Origin of the sequence: Rhodococcus sp. NPDC077669 (genome assembly GCF_040686915.1) — a bacterium.
GTDB lineage: Bacteria > Actinomycetota > Actinomycetes > Mycobacteriales > Mycobacteriaceae > Rhodococcoides > Rhodococcoides fascians.
Genome location: NZ_JBFBMD010000004.1, coordinates 107,888 through 123,576, shown reverse-complemented (window position 1 = coordinate 123,576; position 15,689 = coordinate 107,888). Strand labels below are relative to the sequence as shown.

At 63.3% G+C, this 15,689-nt stretch carries 13 protein-coding genes, 1 pseudogene and 1 riboswitch; of the genes and pseudogenes, 4 read left to right on the top strand and 10 right to left on the bottom strand.

Annotation, left to right across the window (positions count from 1 at the left end; all coding sequences use genetic code 11):
• Nucleotides 1–81 precede the first annotated feature (81 nt).
• Nucleotides 82–1,719: a cation:proton antiporter family protein gene (locus AB0P23_RS06885; RefSeq protein WP_363797114.1), complete on the top strand. Its 1,638-nt coding sequence runs from the start codon at nucleotides 82–84 to the stop codon at nucleotides 1,717–1,719.
• A 51-nt stretch (nucleotides 1,720–1,770) separates the two neighbouring features.
• On the opposite strand, the gene AB0P23_RS06880 is transcribed toward AB0P23_RS06885, so the two are convergent.
• From AB0P23_RS06880 to AB0P23_RS06850, 7 genes and pseudogenes are all read right to left on the bottom strand, one after another.
• The gene (locus tag AB0P23_RS06880) at nucleotides 1,771–3,369 is read right to left on the bottom strand and encodes a TPM domain-containing protein (RefSeq protein ID WP_363797112.1); all 1,599 of its coding nucleotides are present in this window, start codon (nucleotides 3,367–3,369) and stop codon (nucleotides 1,771–1,773) included.
• A 444-nt stretch (nucleotides 3,370–3,813) separates the two neighbouring features.
• Nucleotides 3,814–4,260 carry a VOC family protein gene (locus AB0P23_RS06875; RefSeq protein ID WP_032370557.1) on the bottom strand — a complete coding sequence of 149 codons (447 nt, stop codon included), beginning with the start codon at nucleotides 4,258–4,260 and terminating at the stop codon, nucleotides 3,814–3,816.
• Between the two features lie 139 nt (nucleotides 4,261–4,399).
• Entirely contained in the window at nucleotides 4,400–5,239 is an 840-nt protein-coding gene (locus tag AB0P23_RS06870) for an SDR family NAD(P)-dependent oxidoreductase (RefSeq protein ID WP_206497554.1), read from the bottom strand.
• On the bottom strand, nucleotides 5,236–5,580 hold the full coding sequence (locus AB0P23_RS06865; RefSeq protein ID WP_032370559.1) for a nuclear transport factor 2 family protein: 345 nt from the start codon (nucleotides 5,578–5,580) through the stop codon (nucleotides 5,236–5,238). Before AB0P23_RS06865 ends, AB0P23_RS06870 begins: the two co-directional genes overlap by 4 nt.
• 113 nt (nucleotides 5,581–5,693) lie before the next feature.
• Nucleotides 5,694–6,911: a benzoate/H(+) symporter BenE family transporter gene (locus AB0P23_RS06860; protein WP_052061588.1), complete on the bottom strand. Its 1,218-nt coding sequence runs from the start codon at nucleotides 6,909–6,911 to the stop codon at nucleotides 5,694–5,696.
• Nucleotides 6,912–6,926: 15 nt separating this feature from the next.
• A riboswitch (ZMP/ZTP riboswitch) is annotated at nucleotides 6,927–7,014 on the bottom strand.
• Nucleotides 7,015–7,237: 223 nt separating this feature from the next.
• A pseudogene (locus AB0P23_RS06855) lies at nucleotides 7,238–8,335 on the bottom strand (hypothetical protein).
• A gap of 145 nt (nucleotides 8,336–8,480) precedes the next feature.
• Nucleotides 8,481–9,425 carry a hypothetical protein gene (locus AB0P23_RS06850; RefSeq protein ID WP_032400734.1) on the bottom strand — a complete coding sequence of 315 codons (945 nt, stop codon included), beginning with the start codon at nucleotides 9,423–9,425 and terminating at the stop codon, nucleotides 8,481–8,483.
• 373 nt (nucleotides 9,426–9,798) lie between these two features.
• On the opposite strand from AB0P23_RS06850, the gene AB0P23_RS06845 reads away from it, so the two are divergent.
• Complete coding sequence (locus AB0P23_RS06845) at nucleotides 9,799–11,136, top strand: diguanylate cyclase (protein WP_363797109.1); 1,338 nt, start codon at nucleotides 9,799–9,801, stop codon at nucleotides 11,134–11,136.
• Nucleotides 11,137–11,156: 20 nt separating this feature from the next.
• The gene (locus tag AB0P23_RS06840) at nucleotides 11,157–11,993 is read left to right on the top strand and encodes an EAL domain-containing protein (RefSeq protein WP_363797107.1); all 837 of its coding nucleotides are present in this window, start codon (nucleotides 11,157–11,159) and stop codon (nucleotides 11,991–11,993) included.
• Between the two features lie 4 nt (nucleotides 11,994–11,997).
• Here AB0P23_RS06840 and AB0P23_RS06835 read toward each other — a convergent pair whose 3' ends face one another.
• Complete coding sequence (locus AB0P23_RS06835; RefSeq protein WP_363797105.1) at nucleotides 11,998–12,516, bottom strand: hypothetical protein; 519 nt, start codon at nucleotides 12,514–12,516, stop codon at nucleotides 11,998–12,000.
• Nucleotides 12,517–12,610: 94 nt separating this feature from the next.
• Here AB0P23_RS06835 and helR point away from each other — a divergent pair, with 94 nt between their 5' ends.
• Nucleotides 12,611–14,773, top strand: coding sequence for an RNA polymerase recycling motor ATPase HelR (gene helR / locus AB0P23_RS06830; RefSeq protein WP_363797104.1), 2,163 nt, complete (start codon nucleotides 12,611–12,613; stop codon nucleotides 14,771–14,773).
• On the opposite strand, the gene AB0P23_RS06825 is transcribed toward helR, so the two are convergent.
• Both AB0P23_RS06825 and AB0P23_RS06820 read right to left on the bottom strand, forming a co-directional pair.
• Complete coding sequence (locus tag AB0P23_RS06825) at nucleotides 14,729–15,208, bottom strand: LysR substrate-binding domain-containing protein (protein WP_363797102.1); 480 nt, start codon at nucleotides 15,206–15,208, stop codon at nucleotides 14,729–14,731. The genes helR and AB0P23_RS06825 overlap by 45 nt on opposite strands.
• The gene (locus AB0P23_RS06820) at nucleotides 15,121–15,648 is read right to left on the bottom strand and encodes a LysR family transcriptional regulator (RefSeq protein WP_363797100.1); all 528 of its coding nucleotides are present in this window, start codon (nucleotides 15,646–15,648) and stop codon (nucleotides 15,121–15,123) included. Before AB0P23_RS06820 ends, AB0P23_RS06825 begins: the two co-directional genes overlap by 88 nt.
• Nucleotides 15,649–15,689 lie beyond the last annotated feature (41 nt).

Sequence of the window (15,689 nt, the reverse complement as noted above, 5' to 3'; positions counted from 1 at the left end):
TACTTTGCTCGTTCCGGCTGGGTGCAAAGACGTCGTCGACGCGGCAGCGGACCGATCGATCCGTGACCGAGGAGACCGAGCATGACTGTTGCCGCGATTTATCTCGTCATCGCATTCGGGCTCGGCGGACTCGCGATGGCGGTGCGACTTCCTCCGTTGGTCGGCTTTCTGGCGGCTGGGTTCGTCATCAACGCTCTCGATGTCGGTGAGGTGCCGCAGCTGGACCTGCTCGCCGACTTGGGGGTCACGCTGCTGTTGTTCGCCATCGGCCTCAAGCTCGACCTCCGCATTCTGTTGCGCCGCGAGGTCTGGCTCACCACGTCGGTCCATCTTGCGATCAGTGTCGCGCTCGGAACCACGGTGTTGTGGTTGGCCGCCGTGGCCGGCCTCGCCATGCTGTCCGGGCAAAGCCTGACGACCATCGCACTCCTGGCCTTCGCCATGTCGTTCTCCAGCACCGTGTTCGTCGTCAAGGTACTCGAGGAGCGGGGGGAGTCGCATGCGCTCTACGGCCGGGTCGCCATCGGCGTCCTCGTCATGCAGGACATCGTTGCCGTCGTCTTCCTGACGGTCACGAGCGGCACTCTGCCCAGCCCATGGGCCTTCACCCTCGTCCTGCTGTGGCCGCTCACGCGAATTCTTCGGAGAATCTGGAGCGGGCTGGGGCACGGCGAGATGCAGTCGTTGTTCGGCATCGTGATGGCGCTGGTTCCGGGGTACGCACTGTTCTCGACGCTGGGCCTCAAAGGTGACCTCGGTGCCTTGATCATCGGTGTCCTGTTGGCTTCGCATTCCGCGTCGTCGGAACTGGCACGGTCTCTGTTCCACCTCAAGGAACTTCTGTTGGTGGGCTTCTTCGTCTCGATAGGTCTGTCCGGATTACCCGATGTGCCCAGTCTCGTTGTCGCTCTGCTGATGATGCTCGTTCTGCCGCTCAAATCCGTGCTCTACGTAGCGCTGTTCGCCGCGATGAAACTTCGGTATCGAACGGCCCTGCTCGCAGGACTGAGTCTGATGAACTACTCGGAGTTCGGTCTGATCGTCGTCTCCGTCGGAGTGACGACCGGGCTGCTGGAACCCACGTGGCTGGTCGAGATGTCGATCGCGGTGGCTCTGAGTTTCGTCGTGTCCGCGCTGGTCAATGGCCGCGGCCACCTGATGGTCGAGAAGATGGCGAGCCGGCTGCCCGTCCAGGACGAGCAGAGCCTCCACCCCGAGGAACGGCCCGGTGATGCCGGCGACGCCGAAGTCGTCGTCATCGGCATGGGGCGTGTGGGGTTCGCGGCCTACCAGCGACTGAACGAGCACTACCGATTGCACGTCGTCGGAGTCGACTACGACGGCCCGCGCATCCGTCGACTGGCCGAGCAGGGACTGCGTGTCATCGAGGGCGATGCCACCGACCTCGACTTCTGGCACCGACTACGCAGATCGGATTCCGTCCGGATCGCGGTGCTCGCCATGCCGCGGCACGGTGCGAACGTCACTGCACTGGCGTGTCTGCGAGAGTCCGGCTTCGGCGGAACAGTGGCGGCGGTCGCACGGTACGACGACGAGGTGCAGTGGGCAAAAGACCAGGGCGTCGATATCGCCTTCAACGTCTACGCCGGCGCGGGATTGGAACTGGCCGACCAAGTGGGGCATTCGACCCCGGAATACATCGACGATCGCACCGACTCCGAGCCCGACGAGCCGCGTACACCGGACAACACCGGATAGGCCGGCGGTGCGAGTGATGGAGGCGGTCGCCGGAAACGTATGGGGGAGTCGTCAGGTACTGCCTGCCGCTCCGCCTCCTCCACCTGCACCTCCACCGGACGCAACGGATCCGCTACTGCTGGAGACGAACACACCGGAGAACGCAGACCAGGGGAGGACCACCGGGACACCCGCCGCATAGTCGGCATCCGCGGGTGATGTGAAGGCTCGTAGCGGCGTGTCACTCCCGGGGTCGGTTGCGGCCTCGAGTCGTTTCCGAAAGAACGGGGCCAAACCGAACGCAACGATGTCCGGCAGGGCTACGTTCAGATCGACCGACTCGTCGTTGTCCTTGGCGGCCTGCTTCAGTCCGTCGCGGTACGCCTCCCAGGGGCGAGAGGCGTCCAGGCCCGCGACCGAGAAGCGTGAGTAGGCGATCGCCGTCCACAGTCCTGCAACGAAGAGAAGGCCCGACAACACCACCGCGAGCCACATCGTCGGTGCACCCGACGTCGCCACGGCAATTCCTCCGATCGCGAGAGCGCCGCCGAGTACGCCCAGACCGGCCAACGCTGTCCGGCGTCGACCTGAGCCGTCGGCGACGAATCCGCTGTCCCGCAGTGTTTTCTCCACGAGTTCTTTGGTTGCACCGGGGCCTCGAGCGATCTTCTTCAACTCGTCGCCGGGTACGACATCGTCCTCGGCTCGTTCGGCGAGCATCGACCAGACCGCCTGTTGAACCTCGCCGCGGGCACGGGTTCGGTCGACAAGCCTGATCTTGACTGTCCCTTTGTCGACCTTTCCCGGTTTCTTGTCCTGCTCGAAGGTGAGCGCATCGGCGGTGGCAAGCGCCAGTACGGTCCCCGGTACGCCGCTGGGCTGCGCGCTGCGGTGCACCAGGGCGGTCGCGTACGCTGCATCGGTGGCCTGGTCCGGTCGAACGGTCGTCGGATATTGTTGGGAGACAGTCGGTTTCGCTCGGGCCCGAAACACCGTTCCCACCAGAAGCAGCCCGAGAAGCGCGATCACCGAACCGGCCCACGGCAGCCAGGTCGAGCCCGGACCGTCGGCGAATCTGTCCAAGGCAGTCACCGGCGGACCGGTGCGAATGTCGGACGCCAGGCGATCTATGCCCGCGGTCAGGCTTCCTGCGACATCTCCATCTCGCAGCGGCGGAATCAGTGTGTCCTCGATGATGGCCTCTTGTTCGTCCCGCGGAACGTTACCGTCGTCGTACGTGGAGCCGACGAAGATGCCCGCGCGAGCCTCGTCGATCTTTCCAGGCTCCCGGTTGATCAGTATTGCGCCTGCAGTGTCCTGGTCGACGCCCGTCAGGGACACCCATCTCTGCTGCAGGTCTTCTACTTGATCCAACGTGTCGTCGGGGTCCGCGTCGAGCTCACGCACGTACGCGATCACGTCCGCACCGGTGTCGGACTTCAAGTTCTCCAACTGACGTTGGATGTCCGCGGTCTGCGCCGGATTCAGGGAAAAACCCGTTCGGTCGTAGACACGCTGACCCGAGGTCAAACCCTCGAAGCCGGCGTCTCCGCCGGACGGATCGTCGGAGCAGCCAACGAGGCCGAACGATGCAATGAGGGCCATCAGTACGGCTGCAGCAACTCGGCGGTGGAAGTTCCGGCGACGGGATGTCTCGAGAAAGGCGTCCATCGAACGAACTCTAACCAGAGTTCGTATGCTGTAGCCAGCACATTCGACCGACGCGGCAGTGGATATCCAGACTGCCTTCCTCCCCGTTGTTTCGTCACAGTGACGAAACAACGGGGAGGAAGGAGCAGAGAGGGAGAGGGTGCCGTCCGGTCCGCAGTGCGCCGATCCCATGACAGCGGGCAGTCAGCGGGCCGGCTGCGACAGCTGTTGACCGGAAAACCCGCCACATTTCCCCGCAGGCATTTCGATACCACCGGGACGCGTCGCGTCGACGCAGACTTCGGACAACGAAGAGCTTCAGCCGAATCGACTGCGTCGAGGAAAGTTGTTGGAATGCAGCGAACTACGAGTTGATCCCAGCGAACTGCAGGTCGACAGTTTGCCGATAATCAACATTATGTCAGGTACTGTCCTGAACGTTCGATCGACCTGGGTAATCGGTTGTCACTGCGGCGGCTCCATGAATTCGATCGTCTCTCCGTGTGGACCCACCGCGTACATCACGCGGGTGCCCACCTTTGCCCCGCCGGCAATAGGTTGAGGAGTTCCCTGCGCCGTCCACCCGAAGTTCGCGATTCGCGTCAGGACCGCGTCGATGTTGTCGACCTCGAAGGCAAGATGCGCGAAACCAGGATCGTGTGGTCGAGAGGATCCCTGCTCTCCCTGGACGTTGCGATATTCCAGCAGTTCGATCGTCTGACCCGCAACGGATACCACCGCCATCCGGACTGTAGCCCCGTGCGCTCCGGTGACCTCTCCCAGAAACTCTCCACCCATCTCACCGGTACGTTCGAGGACCGCGCCGAGACCATCGATCCAGAACCGAAGGGCGTCATCGAGGGAACCGACGGCGAAGCCGACGTGGTCGGAGCGAAGGATTCTGAACGACATGCCAGGAGCCTACGCCTGGCATGTTTCACGAATTGCGCTTCTGTTCGGCTCTCATCAGTCCGCCTCCGACGATCAACCGCTGGATCTCACCGGTCCCCTCGTGCAGCCGCGGCAGAATCAGCGAGCTCCACCAACTCGGTTACTCCGGAAAATCCGCGCTCCGAGACAGCCTTTCGTTCGACCGGATGTCGCCCAAGTTTTGTTCCAGCGCACCGATCACGGCGTCGTACCCGCTGTTGCCGAGGATCAGTCGGCGTGGCGGCGGGTCCTGAGCCATCGCTTGGATCACCGCACGGGCACCACGATACGGATCGCCCGGCTGCACCCCGTTCATGTCGACGAAATCGGCACGAACCTGTTCCAGCATGTCGTGGTAATCCGGAATCGCTTCCGCGACAGGCTCGTCGGCGAATCCAGCGTAGGCGTTGGTGCGGAAAGCCCCTGGTTCGACCGCCAACACGGAGATGCCGTGCTCGGCAACCTCCTGGCGCAGAGCGTCTGTGACGGCTTCGATCGCGTATTTCGTAGCGCTGTAGTAGCCGAATCCGACCGCCGCCAGAAGTCCGGCCACTGAGGATACGTTGACGATCCACCCACTTCTGCGGGTGCGCATTCCTGGTAGCACGGCTCGCGTAACGGACAGTACTGCAAAGAAATTCAGCTCGAACATTGCCCGGATCGAGGCTTCGTCCATTCCCTCGATCGATCCGTACCAGCCGCGACCGGCGTTGTTGACCAGCACGTCGATACCGCCGAAATGCTCTTCGGCCGTTCGTACCGCCTGCAGTACCTGTGCCGCGTCCGTGACATCCACAGGCACGACGAGAACGCGGTCACCGTACTGATCGGCCCACGACGCCAGTTCCCCTGGACGCCGCGCCGTGAGTACCACGCGCTCCCCCGCCTCCAGCGCCACCTCGGCGTACGCCATGCCGAAGCCGCCTGGGGTGCCACCGGTGATGAACCATCGCTTGCTCATGGCTCGATCACCAACCGGTTGATCAGCGCGCCGTCCAGAGTGAAACGGTAGTGCAGGTCGGCGACTCCCCCGGGAAAATTGCCTTCCAGGTGCTGCGTGACGTCGACGGTCGTGCCGGTCGCGGTCGCTCCCGTGAACTCCGATGTGTAGGTGTACTCACTCTCATTGACCGAGGCGGTCAGCCAGGCCTCGATCTCGTCTCGGCCCGAGTGGTCGTGGCCCTCGTCGGTCACGACGGCATCTGCGGTGAACACGGTGATCGCGCGAGCGCCCTGTCGGACATCGAGTGCGGTCATGAACTTCTTCACGTTGTCCGGGAGTCCATCCCATTCTGTGATCATGACACCACGGTGATGCCTCCCCTAGGGGGAAGGTCAATACCGAATCGGCACACCGGTATCTGTGCCCGGCACTCGCCCCGGCTCCCCGTCGACTCACGCTGTTACCGAGGACGTCAAGCGGCGGACCGTGGCTTGCCCAGCAGCAAGCGTGCAGCCAGCCCGGCCAGGAGCGCCCAGAAGGCAGCGCTGACACCGACGATGACTGTGCCGGACGCGGCGGTCACAAAAGTGATGACGACGGGGATTCGCTCTACCGGATCAGCGAACGCGGCGGTCAACGACGCGGCGAGTGTCCCGAGTAGGGCTAGTCCGGCGACCGCGGCAATGACACCGACGGGGGCAAGTGCAACGAGTGTGCCGAACGACGCCGACGCCACGCCGAGCAACATCAGGACGATTCCCGCAGTCAGACTTGCAATCCATCGGCGAGTGCGGTCCACACCCGCGTCCGGCCCGGCAGCCAGGGCGGCGCTGATTGCAGCCAGGTTGATCGCATGCCCGCCGGCGGTCGCGCCGAGCAGGGTGCCTGCGCCGGTCACGAGCATCGATCGCCGCCACGGAACCTGGTAGCCGAGACCGGCCATGACCGCTACACCCGGGACGTTCTGTGAAGCCATGGTCACGAGGTACAGCGGAAGTGCGATCCCGACGACACCCGCGACAGTGAACGTCGGCGAAGTCAAATGGACCCGAGGTACGAGGTCCGCCGGGCCCACCGTGGTTTCGCCGGCCGCCACCGTGATCCCGATGACGACTGCGGCGGCAAGCAAGGCGAGGGGCGCGGCCCAACGGGGCGAGAACCGAAGTGCAACAAGCCAAGTCAGGACAACCGGGGCGACAGCGATCGGGTTCACAGCCAACCCGGTGACCGGGCCGAGACAGAGCTGCAGGAGGACCCCGGCGAGCATTGCTTGGGCAAGCGAGGTGGGGATGCGGGTGACCAGCGCCGCGAGCTGGGGTACCAAACCGGTGAGGACGATCAGCACCCCCGTGACAAGGAACGCCCCCACCGCGGCGGGCCAACCGCCATCGACGGTGCCGGTGGTCGCGAGCAGGGCCGCGCCGGGGGTGGACCAGGCGGCGGTGATCGGCAGCCGAGTCTGCCAGGAAAGGACGATGCAGGCCAGACCCATGACGACGCTGACAGCGAGCAGGCCGCTGGCGGCCTGCTCGTGGTTCGCTCCTACCGCTGTCAGGCCGCTCAGGACTATCACGAACGAACTGGTGAACCCGACCAAGGCCGAGACCACGCCTGCCGTGATCGGTGGCGCCAGTCCACCCGTCTTACGTGCATCAGAATCGGCGGTATCACGCGGTGGGGTGTGGCTCATGGTTCTCCTCGGCTCGGTGGGAGCCCAGGCGCGCGGCAGACGTCAACAGACGAGGCCGCTTCCCGATGGTGATCCATCCACAGCGCCAGTCACGGCCCGACCACAGGGTAGACCGAAACTACGGACCATCGGTACCGGAACAACCGTGACCGCTTCATCCCATGGAGCAACCCGACGCGCACCACCCGAACCATCTTGGGTGCCATTGATGCTTTCACCCGGTATCGAAAAGACTGTGCGCGTTGCGAACCCGGGCAGTCCTCGATGGTCGGCCGACGAAATCCGTGCCGCCGCCGAAGAGGGCCACGGTTCTATCGGTCGCAGTGTCATTCCGGGTCGTTCGAGCGTGCCTGCGTCTCTTCGATCCGTTGCCTCTGCCGCACACCGTATGCGGCTTCGGTGACTACGCGATCGTCTTCGAGGCCCGAACCGAGCGCCCCACCGATGGTCGCAATGGACGCGAGTAGCCAAGCGAGACTGAGGTAATCGGAAAAGCCGACCGCGTGTCCGAGGGTGCTGGACAGCAGTCCCGGAGGAAGTGTGAGACACGCGGTCCCCAGCAGCATGCAGAACAGGGCTATGTGGAGGACGACAACGCCGATCACCAACGTCACGGCTGTCGCTGCGTTGTACAGCACAGATCTGTCTCGCTCTTCGGCTGATTTCGGCCGCTCCCACAATTCGTGATCGAGAATCAGCCACAGAACCATCGCCGCAATGGAGAGAATCGTCGCCGCGCACATTCGCCATGGGCCCATTGTGTCGGCGAACAACCAAATCGTGCTGGTAGCCAGCGCGAACGCTCCGGTGGCAAACCCTCCGACCAGCACTTTCGACAGCCCTGTCACGAGCCGCCACGGCCGGTTCGCCCGCACCATCCCCGACAACAGCCGCAACCGTCGAAGTCCCGACGGTGCGAAGAAGCGTGTTCCGCCCTCGATGTTCTCGCTGGGAAACCGCGATTGTGCGCCGGGTGGGGCTAGTTCCGGTTCACCCACGGCACAGGCGATTGCCAGTTCGGTCACCGTGCGGACGCGGTCCTCGATACGCACACCACCCACCGCTGCAACGGAGATGAGTGCGAATAATCGTTCGGCGCTGACGTCGGCCACCACCGGCATGGTGTCTTCTCGCCGTGGCAGATCGGTGAGGTACACGACGATTTCTGCGTCTTCCAAAGACGGATCGACAGCGTCGATAACGTCCGCCAAGTCCGCTTGCTCTCCAGAGAGGTACGGCTTACTGCGTACTCGCGACGTCCATCTGCGCTCGCGGTGGTCTCTGCTTCAAAAGTGTTGCGGTAGGTGCGCAGCCACCCGGTGTGCGAGCGCAGTGGGTTTGCCGGGATCAGCGATCAATAACACCGAAGCCGGTTCGCCTGCGGAACCCGCTCGATCCACCTGGTTGTGGTCGATCCCCGACACCGCTCTATTAACCAGTCAGGTCCGATCCGGGAACCCTCTGGCTCGAGAATTCCTGAGGCTCGGCGAATTCGGCATCGGTTCACCAAACCGATGTCCGCACAGAGGTTTTCGCTGCTCACTCGGTCGCCGGCTCACGCGCGGATTGTCACGATGTCTCCACTCCGGACCATCTCATGATTCGCAGGGCGCGCAGGGTATTCCACCTGCTCGGACGCCCATCGCCATTCTCCATCGGAAAGTGGACCGCACCGGCGTGAGTTCTGTCCAGCAGCCAAGTGCCGTCGTCGCACTGTCTCGACCGGATGTGTTCGATTGCCTCCGTCAACCTCGGGTCGACGAAAGATCCAGCGGTTCGGAAGTAGTCGACTCCACGAAGCAGGTCATGATGCCACCAGGTCGGAAAGGAGAAAAGCAACCAGTTCGGTTCGACGAGCTCCCCCGTGCTCACCCTCCTGGCCAGCCGGCGTTCCAGAAGGTACTCCTCGCCTCGGTGGCGTGCGGCAATCGACGCGGGAGTGCCGCCCGTGGCTCGTTCGTGCTCGAGCAACCCTTCGAGCACACAGATCGTCGAGTGAAAAGACCCGCGAGTCGATCCGTACTCCGCCTCGCAGTTCCAGCCGCCGTCGGCGAGCTGATCTTTCACCAGTCCGGTGACGATCGCGTCGACGTCGACTCCGAAATATGCACCCACGGCGACGGTCCTCCCGTTGATGCAGGGCTCGACTTCACCGTCGAAGAACCGTTGGCCTGCGTGTTCCCACCGGCAATTCCGGCGCACCGCCTCGATGGCGGTCCGTACTTCACCGGCGTACGGGTCGACACCCATCTCGCGCAGCAACGTCAACGAATGAAGCGTCGAAGTCCACGGCTGCCCTCCTGAGAAATCGCCGTCGAAACCCGATGGGAAGCAAGCACCTCCGGCCCACAGGCCGTTCGGGTCGCGTGCAGCAAGCAAACGAGCGCCCCAGCCTTCGTACACAATTCGGTTGCGCTCACTCGCCACATCAGCAGGCGGCGCGTCGTGCAGATCGCGCAGGACCTGCCATCGAATCGCTGGATCGGAATCGAGCAGCCACTCGTCGATGACCATGAAGGCGAGGCTAGCAATGAAATCGATCTTTTCGGCGCTGTGCGCGGACGGGTCATCGGGCATTCTCTACGTTCCGAATTTCTGCAAAATTGCCGAGACAATTGGTGAAGACATCCGAGTCGCCTGCACGTGATTCTCGGGGAGGGTCCGAGTCGGAAAATGTATTGCTGGCCCAGTTGTTTTTCGGCCCCATCGAAGCTCGCGTTCTCCGTGGCGGAGAAGTCTCTGACCGCAACCGTTGTCGACTGTCCGAAGGCGGCGTGCTTCTGACAATTGGGTTACTGCCCGCTCGTGTTCGAACCCATCGAACTCGGTGGCCGAATAACATTGGCCCGAGCCGCTCGAACACCGAGCGACGCAGATCGGAGGGCCGATGTTCGATGCTGCCGACGATGTGATGTCGCTTCGGCAATTTCTGGAGCGATCGCCGGACTTCGTCGCACTCGCCGACCTGACGGGCACAGTTCTCCACATCAACCCAGCAGGCTTGGAACTCATCGGCGTGTCCGACTGGGCCGAGGCATCGACACTGCCAGCTTTGGATTTCCTCACTGCGGACGGCCGTGAGCGCGCCGAGGAGATCGGTACGGCGCTGCGTTCCGACGGGAGGTGGGACGGCTACTGCGAACTACGCCATCACGGGACCGGTGCAGGTATTCCGGTCGTGGTCTCGGCATACGTCGTTCACACCCCGGACGGCCGACCTGACGTCGTCGCCTCGATCATCCGGCATCGGCACACCGTCGAACAACGTAGTGCCCGGATGGCGGCCGATGCCGTAACCGCCAGCCGACACGCACAGGAGCAAAAAGCCCTGGCCGACCTCAGTCGGTTCGCAGTCGTCGCCGAGCTGTCGGAGCTGTTGACTGCAGCCACCGACACTGCCGCCACGTTGATGGGTGTGGGAAACTCCGCCATCGCGCACCTCGAGAATTCCACCGATCCTTACTTGACCATGGATGCCGCGAGCGGTTCGCTCGGTATTCGTCGGGACGTTCCTTCCGGCGACGGCTCCATGACCGGGTACGCACTCGCTCACGAACAGCCAGTGATTTGCAGCAACCGCGGCGACGAAAGCCGGTTTCGTACAGACACGATGGCGGAGCTCGGACTGCGCAGCGGTGTGGCAGTACCGATCATGACTGCGGTTGGAGACGCCTGGGGAGTCCTCTCGATCCACAGTGTGGAAGCACGGTTGTATCGCGAACAGGAAGTCTCGTTCCTCAGCTCCGTCGCGGGTATCGTCTCCGCGGCACTTCGACGAATGGAACTGGAAAGCCAACTCCGACGGCGCAGCACCCACGACGCACTCACCGGGTTGCCCAATCGCACTTTCGCCTACGACGTCCTCGACACCGCTCTGGCTCGGGCACGCTTTCAGTCCGATACTTTGGCCCTCCTTCTGCTGGATATCGACGACTTCAAAATCATCAACGACAGCCTGGGCCACGACGCCGGAGACAGGGCGCTGGTGAAATTCGTGGAGCGACTGGTGTCCGCAACGAGCGCGACCGACACCATTGCTCGTCTCGGCGGGGACGAATTCCTGATCATCTGCGAAGGGGTGCGCACTGTGGAACGAGCGGAGGAGATCGCGCGACACATCGCCCGCACCATCGCGAAACCATTCGCTGCGAGGACGTCCCCATCCCCCTCAGTGCCAGCATCGGTGTCGCTGTCTCCGACTCGAATTCGACAAGGCATGAGCTGATTCACCGGGCAGATCTGGCAATGTACCGCGCCAAGGACAGCGGAACCGGTGGCCATGCAGTTTTCGACCCGGGAGACCTGTACGACGCCGACCGGATCAGATCGCTGTCGGTCGACCTGCGCGCGGCATTGAGCTCGAACGAACTCACCATGGTATACCAACCTCTGGTGGACATCTCGACGCGTGAGGTCGTTGTAGTCGAGGCGCTCGCCCGCTGGAATCATCATGATCTAGGGCCTGTCGAGCCGACCGAATTCGTCGCAGTCGCCGAAAGAACAGGTCTCGCAACACCATTGGGCGCATGGGCACTCCGCGTCGCGCGCAGCGACGCAGTGCGGTGGCGCGCATTCTCCGACGTCGTGGTGCGCGTCAATGTCAGTGCGCTCCGACTGCGAGACCACGAGTTTCCGGCGCAGGTCGCCACTGTCCTGGCTGACACCGGCCTACCACCGAACGCATTGGGTCTGGAAGTGACCGAAACAGTGTGGGTCGCAGACACCGAACGAGTGGCGAATACCGTTGCGGCGCTGCACGCAATGGGCGTGTCCTTGCTCCTCGACGATATGGGCAAAGGGCACAGTTCCATGTCGTATCTGGACCGGTACCCGATGTTCGAGAGCTTCAAGATCGACAAGTCATACGTGGCCCGGTTGCCCGCCGTCCGCGCCAGGGCAATAAACTCGGCGATCGTTGCACTCGCCCGCGCGTTCGACGTCACAGTCGTCGGCGAAGGCGTCGAAACCGAAGAACAACTCGAAGCACTCGCCGCAACAGGATGCGACGTAGCTCAGGGATTCCTGCTCGGACGTCCGATGAGCGCCGCAGCAATCACCGATCTGCTGCTGTCTTCTCAGTGAACGACTACCGACTCCACCGCGGTGGTGGGCTGACCGTCTGATCGTTTGTTACGCGTCGTGCACGCCGATCCTTGAGTACGAGAAGTAGACCGGGAATTCCGGCGACGGTCCATGGCGCTACCGCCCCGACAGTCGGAACCACCTGAAGCACTCCCAGTCCGCAGAAGTCCGATGAGTGTCCGCACACGATCGCGTCGTAAGGCGTTGCCACGAAGGAAATGGTCAGCGCCGTGGTGAGGAACGCCAGGACCCCGGTCGAGATGGCCGCCGCGAGCGCCTTCGGGGACGCACAAAATCCGGTCCAACCCCACGCGAGAAGCGCTACGCAACATGTCAGGCCGATCAGAGCGACAGCAGCGCCGACCTCACCGCCGTGACCGTCGACCCGTACGCCGGTCACAAAACCGAGCTGAACGGCTCCGCCGGCCAATACGCCCGTGCCGATCAAGGGAAGTAATCCACGCAGAACACGCAACGGGCGTCTGCGGCGTGATGCGGAGAAGAAGATCCGCCCTCTTTCCACTTTCAATGTATAGCTCACCCGGGGTCTTGCGGCAAGACCCCGTCGAGGGTTCAGAATGGCTCGCTGCACACCCGCACCATCGGATCGGAGTCCCGTGAAATCAGTGCCGCCTCATGTCTTCGACCTCCCCGACAGGCTCGCACCGAAGCGCCAACCCACGCTCATCGGTCATGACCGACAGCACTTTTCGGCAATCACCGCCAGCATCGAGAGGTCACGTTCCGACACGATCGCTCGATTGAACGCCATCCAGAAGTCATCCGGGCGGATGGGGCAGGAGGTGATGGAACGTGATTTCGAGATTCACCGATTGAACGGGCGACTGCGCCAACTGCGTCGTTACGGTGCCGATCTGTGTCTGGGGAGGTTCGTCCCCATCGACTCGGACCAACCGGTGTACGTGGGGCGTACCGGCTTGCTCGGCGATGCGGGCGAGCAACTGCTCGTCGACTGGCGCTCCCCCGCTGCCGAGCCGTTCTTCGGTGCAACCCATGCCAACCCGATGCGGCTGAAGAGCCGTCGCCGCTATCGGTGGACGAACGGCAGCATCACCGACTACTGGGACGAAGTGTTCGATCCCACGTCTCTGGACGACAACGCCGCGCTGGACGATCAGTCCGCGTTCATCGCCAGTCTGGGTGCCGAGCGCTCACCTCGGATGCGTGACGTAGTGGGCACGATCCAGGCGGATCAAGATGCGATCATTCGAGCCGATGCGCACGGGGCACTGGTGGTCGACGGCGGACCGGGAACTGGGAAAACTGTTGTTGCCCTTCACCGCACCGCGTACCTGCTGTACGCAGACTCACGGATAGGACACAACCGCGGCGGAGTACTGTTCATCGGTCCGCATCAGCCCTACCTCGCGTACGTCTCGGGCGTACTCCCCAGTCTCGGCGAGGAGGGAGTACAAACATGCACCCTGCGCGACCTCGTCGCAGAGGGAACACATGCGCTCGACGACACCGATCCTGTTGCGGCGCGGCTCAAGGAAGACCTCGACGTCGACGCCGTCATCGAGGCGGCTGTTGCCTTCTACGAACAACCACCGACCCACGACGTCACAGTCGAAACAGACTGGGGAACATTTGTATTGACGCCGAACGACTGGGTGGAGGCATTCGGTGCGCCAGATCCCGGTACGCCGCACAACGAGGCTCACGAGCTGATCTGGGACCTACTGACGACCATCGTGACCGATCGCTGTGCCGCACAGGGATCCCGCGAAGAATTTCGGCAGTCGCTGCAGTTGAACGAGGATCTGCGTGACGTCCTGGAACGCTCGTGGACGATCGTCGATGCCGCAGACCTCGTCGCGGACTTGTGGACCGTTCCGGCATACCTGCGCACATGCGCACCCTGGCTCGACGCGGACGACATTCGAGCACTTCGACGCGCTGATGCGACACGCTGGACTGTGGCCGACCTACCGCTGCTCGACGCGGCACGGGCGCGACTCGGCGATCCGAAACATGCTCTACGACAACGACACCGATCACTGGCTGCTGCGATCGAACGCTCGCGAATGGACAGTGTCGTCGACGAGTTGATGGCGGTCGACGACGACGAGATGATGGCCGCGCAATTCCGTCAGGAGATAATTCGGGATGCACTCGTCGATTCGTCCGGCTTCGAGGACCATCCGACGGATCCGCTGGCGGGTCCCTTCGCGCACATCGTGATCGACGAGGCTCAGGAGTTGACCGATGCGCAGTGGCAGATGGTGATTCGGCGATGCCCTGCTGGGAGTTTCACCATCGTCGGAGACCGAGCGCAGTCTCGTCGGGGCTTTACCGAGACGTGGCCGGATCGGCTCGAACGAGTAGGTATCGACGAGGTGACCGTCGCCGCTCTCGGCGTGAATTACCGGACGCCGCAGGAAATTATGGACGTGGCCGAGCCGGTGATCCGGGCGGCGCTGCCCGACGCCAACGTTCCCACGTCGATACGCAGTACCGGCGTGCCGGTCGAATACGGTGACGTCGCATCGCTTTCGACGGTTCTCGCCGATTGGCTCGGTTCGACGACCGGCGGAACCGCATGCGTGATCGGTGATCCTACTTTTCCGCAGTCCGATCGAATCAGCTCGCTGACACCGCAGCTCGCCAAAGGTCTGGAATTCGATCTGGTCGTTCTGATCGACCCGGATTTGTTCGGCTCCGGCGTCGCAGGTGCTGTCGACACGTATGTGGCGATGACACGAGCCACAGGTCTACTCGTCATCTTGACCTCGTCGCAGCGCGAGCGAATCGAGTAGATCCAGCACGGCGTGGATCGCCGGACTCGCATCGGCGCTGCGCCTCCACGCGGCATGCACTTCTCGCTTGGGGGCGCGCGCCAGCGGGACCGCCACGAGCGCCGGGCCGAGAGGCGGTCTTGCGAGACGGGGAATCAGTGCCAGCACATCGTCTGCCTCCACCAGGGAAAGCTGAGTGGAGAAGTCGTCGACGAGGTGCCGAACGTCGATCTCGCTCGACGTGTCCGCGAACAGTCGACGAAACCACTGGTGGCACAACGTGCCCGCCGGGCTCGTCACCCACGGGTACGTCGCGAGGCCTGCCGGTGTCAGGGGCGACTTCCCTGCGGCGAGGGGGTGGGTTCGATTCATGACGACATCGCCGTGGTCGGTGTGAATGGATCGCCGAACGATCGAGCGGGGAGCCACTGCGGGAACTCCGTCGGGGTCGTGCACCAGCGCCAGGTCGGCTGCCCCCGAATGCACACTGTGCAGCGCCTATCCGGGTCCTCCTCCCCGATCTGCACGGTGAGGTCGGGATGGCGAGCGCTCAGGGTCGCGAGTGCAGGGGCGAGCAAACCGCGGATCGCAGTGGAGAATCCGACCACTCGTACCACCCCGCGCGCGGCACCCTCGTCTGCCGATCTCGCCGACTCCAGACACCGCTCGAGAGCGTGGAACACCTCGTCCGCAGATTCGACCATTGCCCGTCCGGCCGGCGTGAGGACAACACCTCTGCCCGCCTGCGCAAGTACCGGCGTTCCGACCTGGCGTTCGAGCCGTTTGATCTGCTGGGAGACGGCCGACGCGGTGTAGCCGAGCTCGTCGGCCGCTTTCGTCAGCGTGCCCAGGGCGGCAACTGCACGCAGCGCGTGGAGTGCATTGACATCGATCATGAAGTAACGGTACGCAATACTGCCGAAATTACATCGCTGGA

Bases quoted from the DNA above. Each gene is read 5' to 3' on its own strand.
- AB0P23_RS06885 (WP_363797114.1), top strand. From the start codon at position 82: ATGACTGTTGCCGCGATTTATCTCGTCATCGCATTCGGGCTCGGCGGA.
- AB0P23_RS06880 (WP_363797112.1), bottom strand. From the start codon at position 3,369: ATGGACGCCTTTCTCGAGACATCCCGTCGCCGGAACTTCCACCGCCGA.
- AB0P23_RS06875 (WP_032370557.1), bottom strand. From the start codon at position 4,260: ATGTCGTTCAGAATCCTTCGCTCCGACCACGTCGGCTTCGCCGTCGGT.
- AB0P23_RS06870 (WP_206497554.1), bottom strand. From the start codon at position 5,239: ATGAGCAAGCGATGGTTCATCACCGGTGGCACCCCAGGCGGCTTCGGC.
- AB0P23_RS06865 (WP_032370559.1), bottom strand. From the start codon at position 5,580: ATGATCACAGAATGGGATGGACTCCCGGACAACGTGAAGAAGTTCATG.
- AB0P23_RS06860 (WP_052061588.1), bottom strand. From the start codon at position 6,911: ATGAGCCACACCCCACCGCGTGATACCGCCGATTCTGATGCACGTAAG.
- AB0P23_RS06850 (WP_032400734.1), bottom strand. From the start codon at position 9,425: ATGGTCATCGACGAGTGGCTGCTCGATTCCGATCCAGCGATTCGATGG.
- AB0P23_RS06845 (WP_363797109.1), top strand. From the start codon at position 9,799: ATGTTCGATGCTGCCGACGATGTGATGTCGCTTCGGCAATTTCTGGAG.
- AB0P23_RS06840 (WP_363797107.1), top strand. From the start codon at position 11,157: ATGTACCGCGCCAAGGACAGCGGAACCGGTGGCCATGCAGTTTTCGAC.
- AB0P23_RS06820 (WP_363797100.1), bottom strand. From the start codon at position 15,648: ATGATCGATGTCAATGCACTCCACGCGCTGCGTGCAGTTGCCGCCCTG.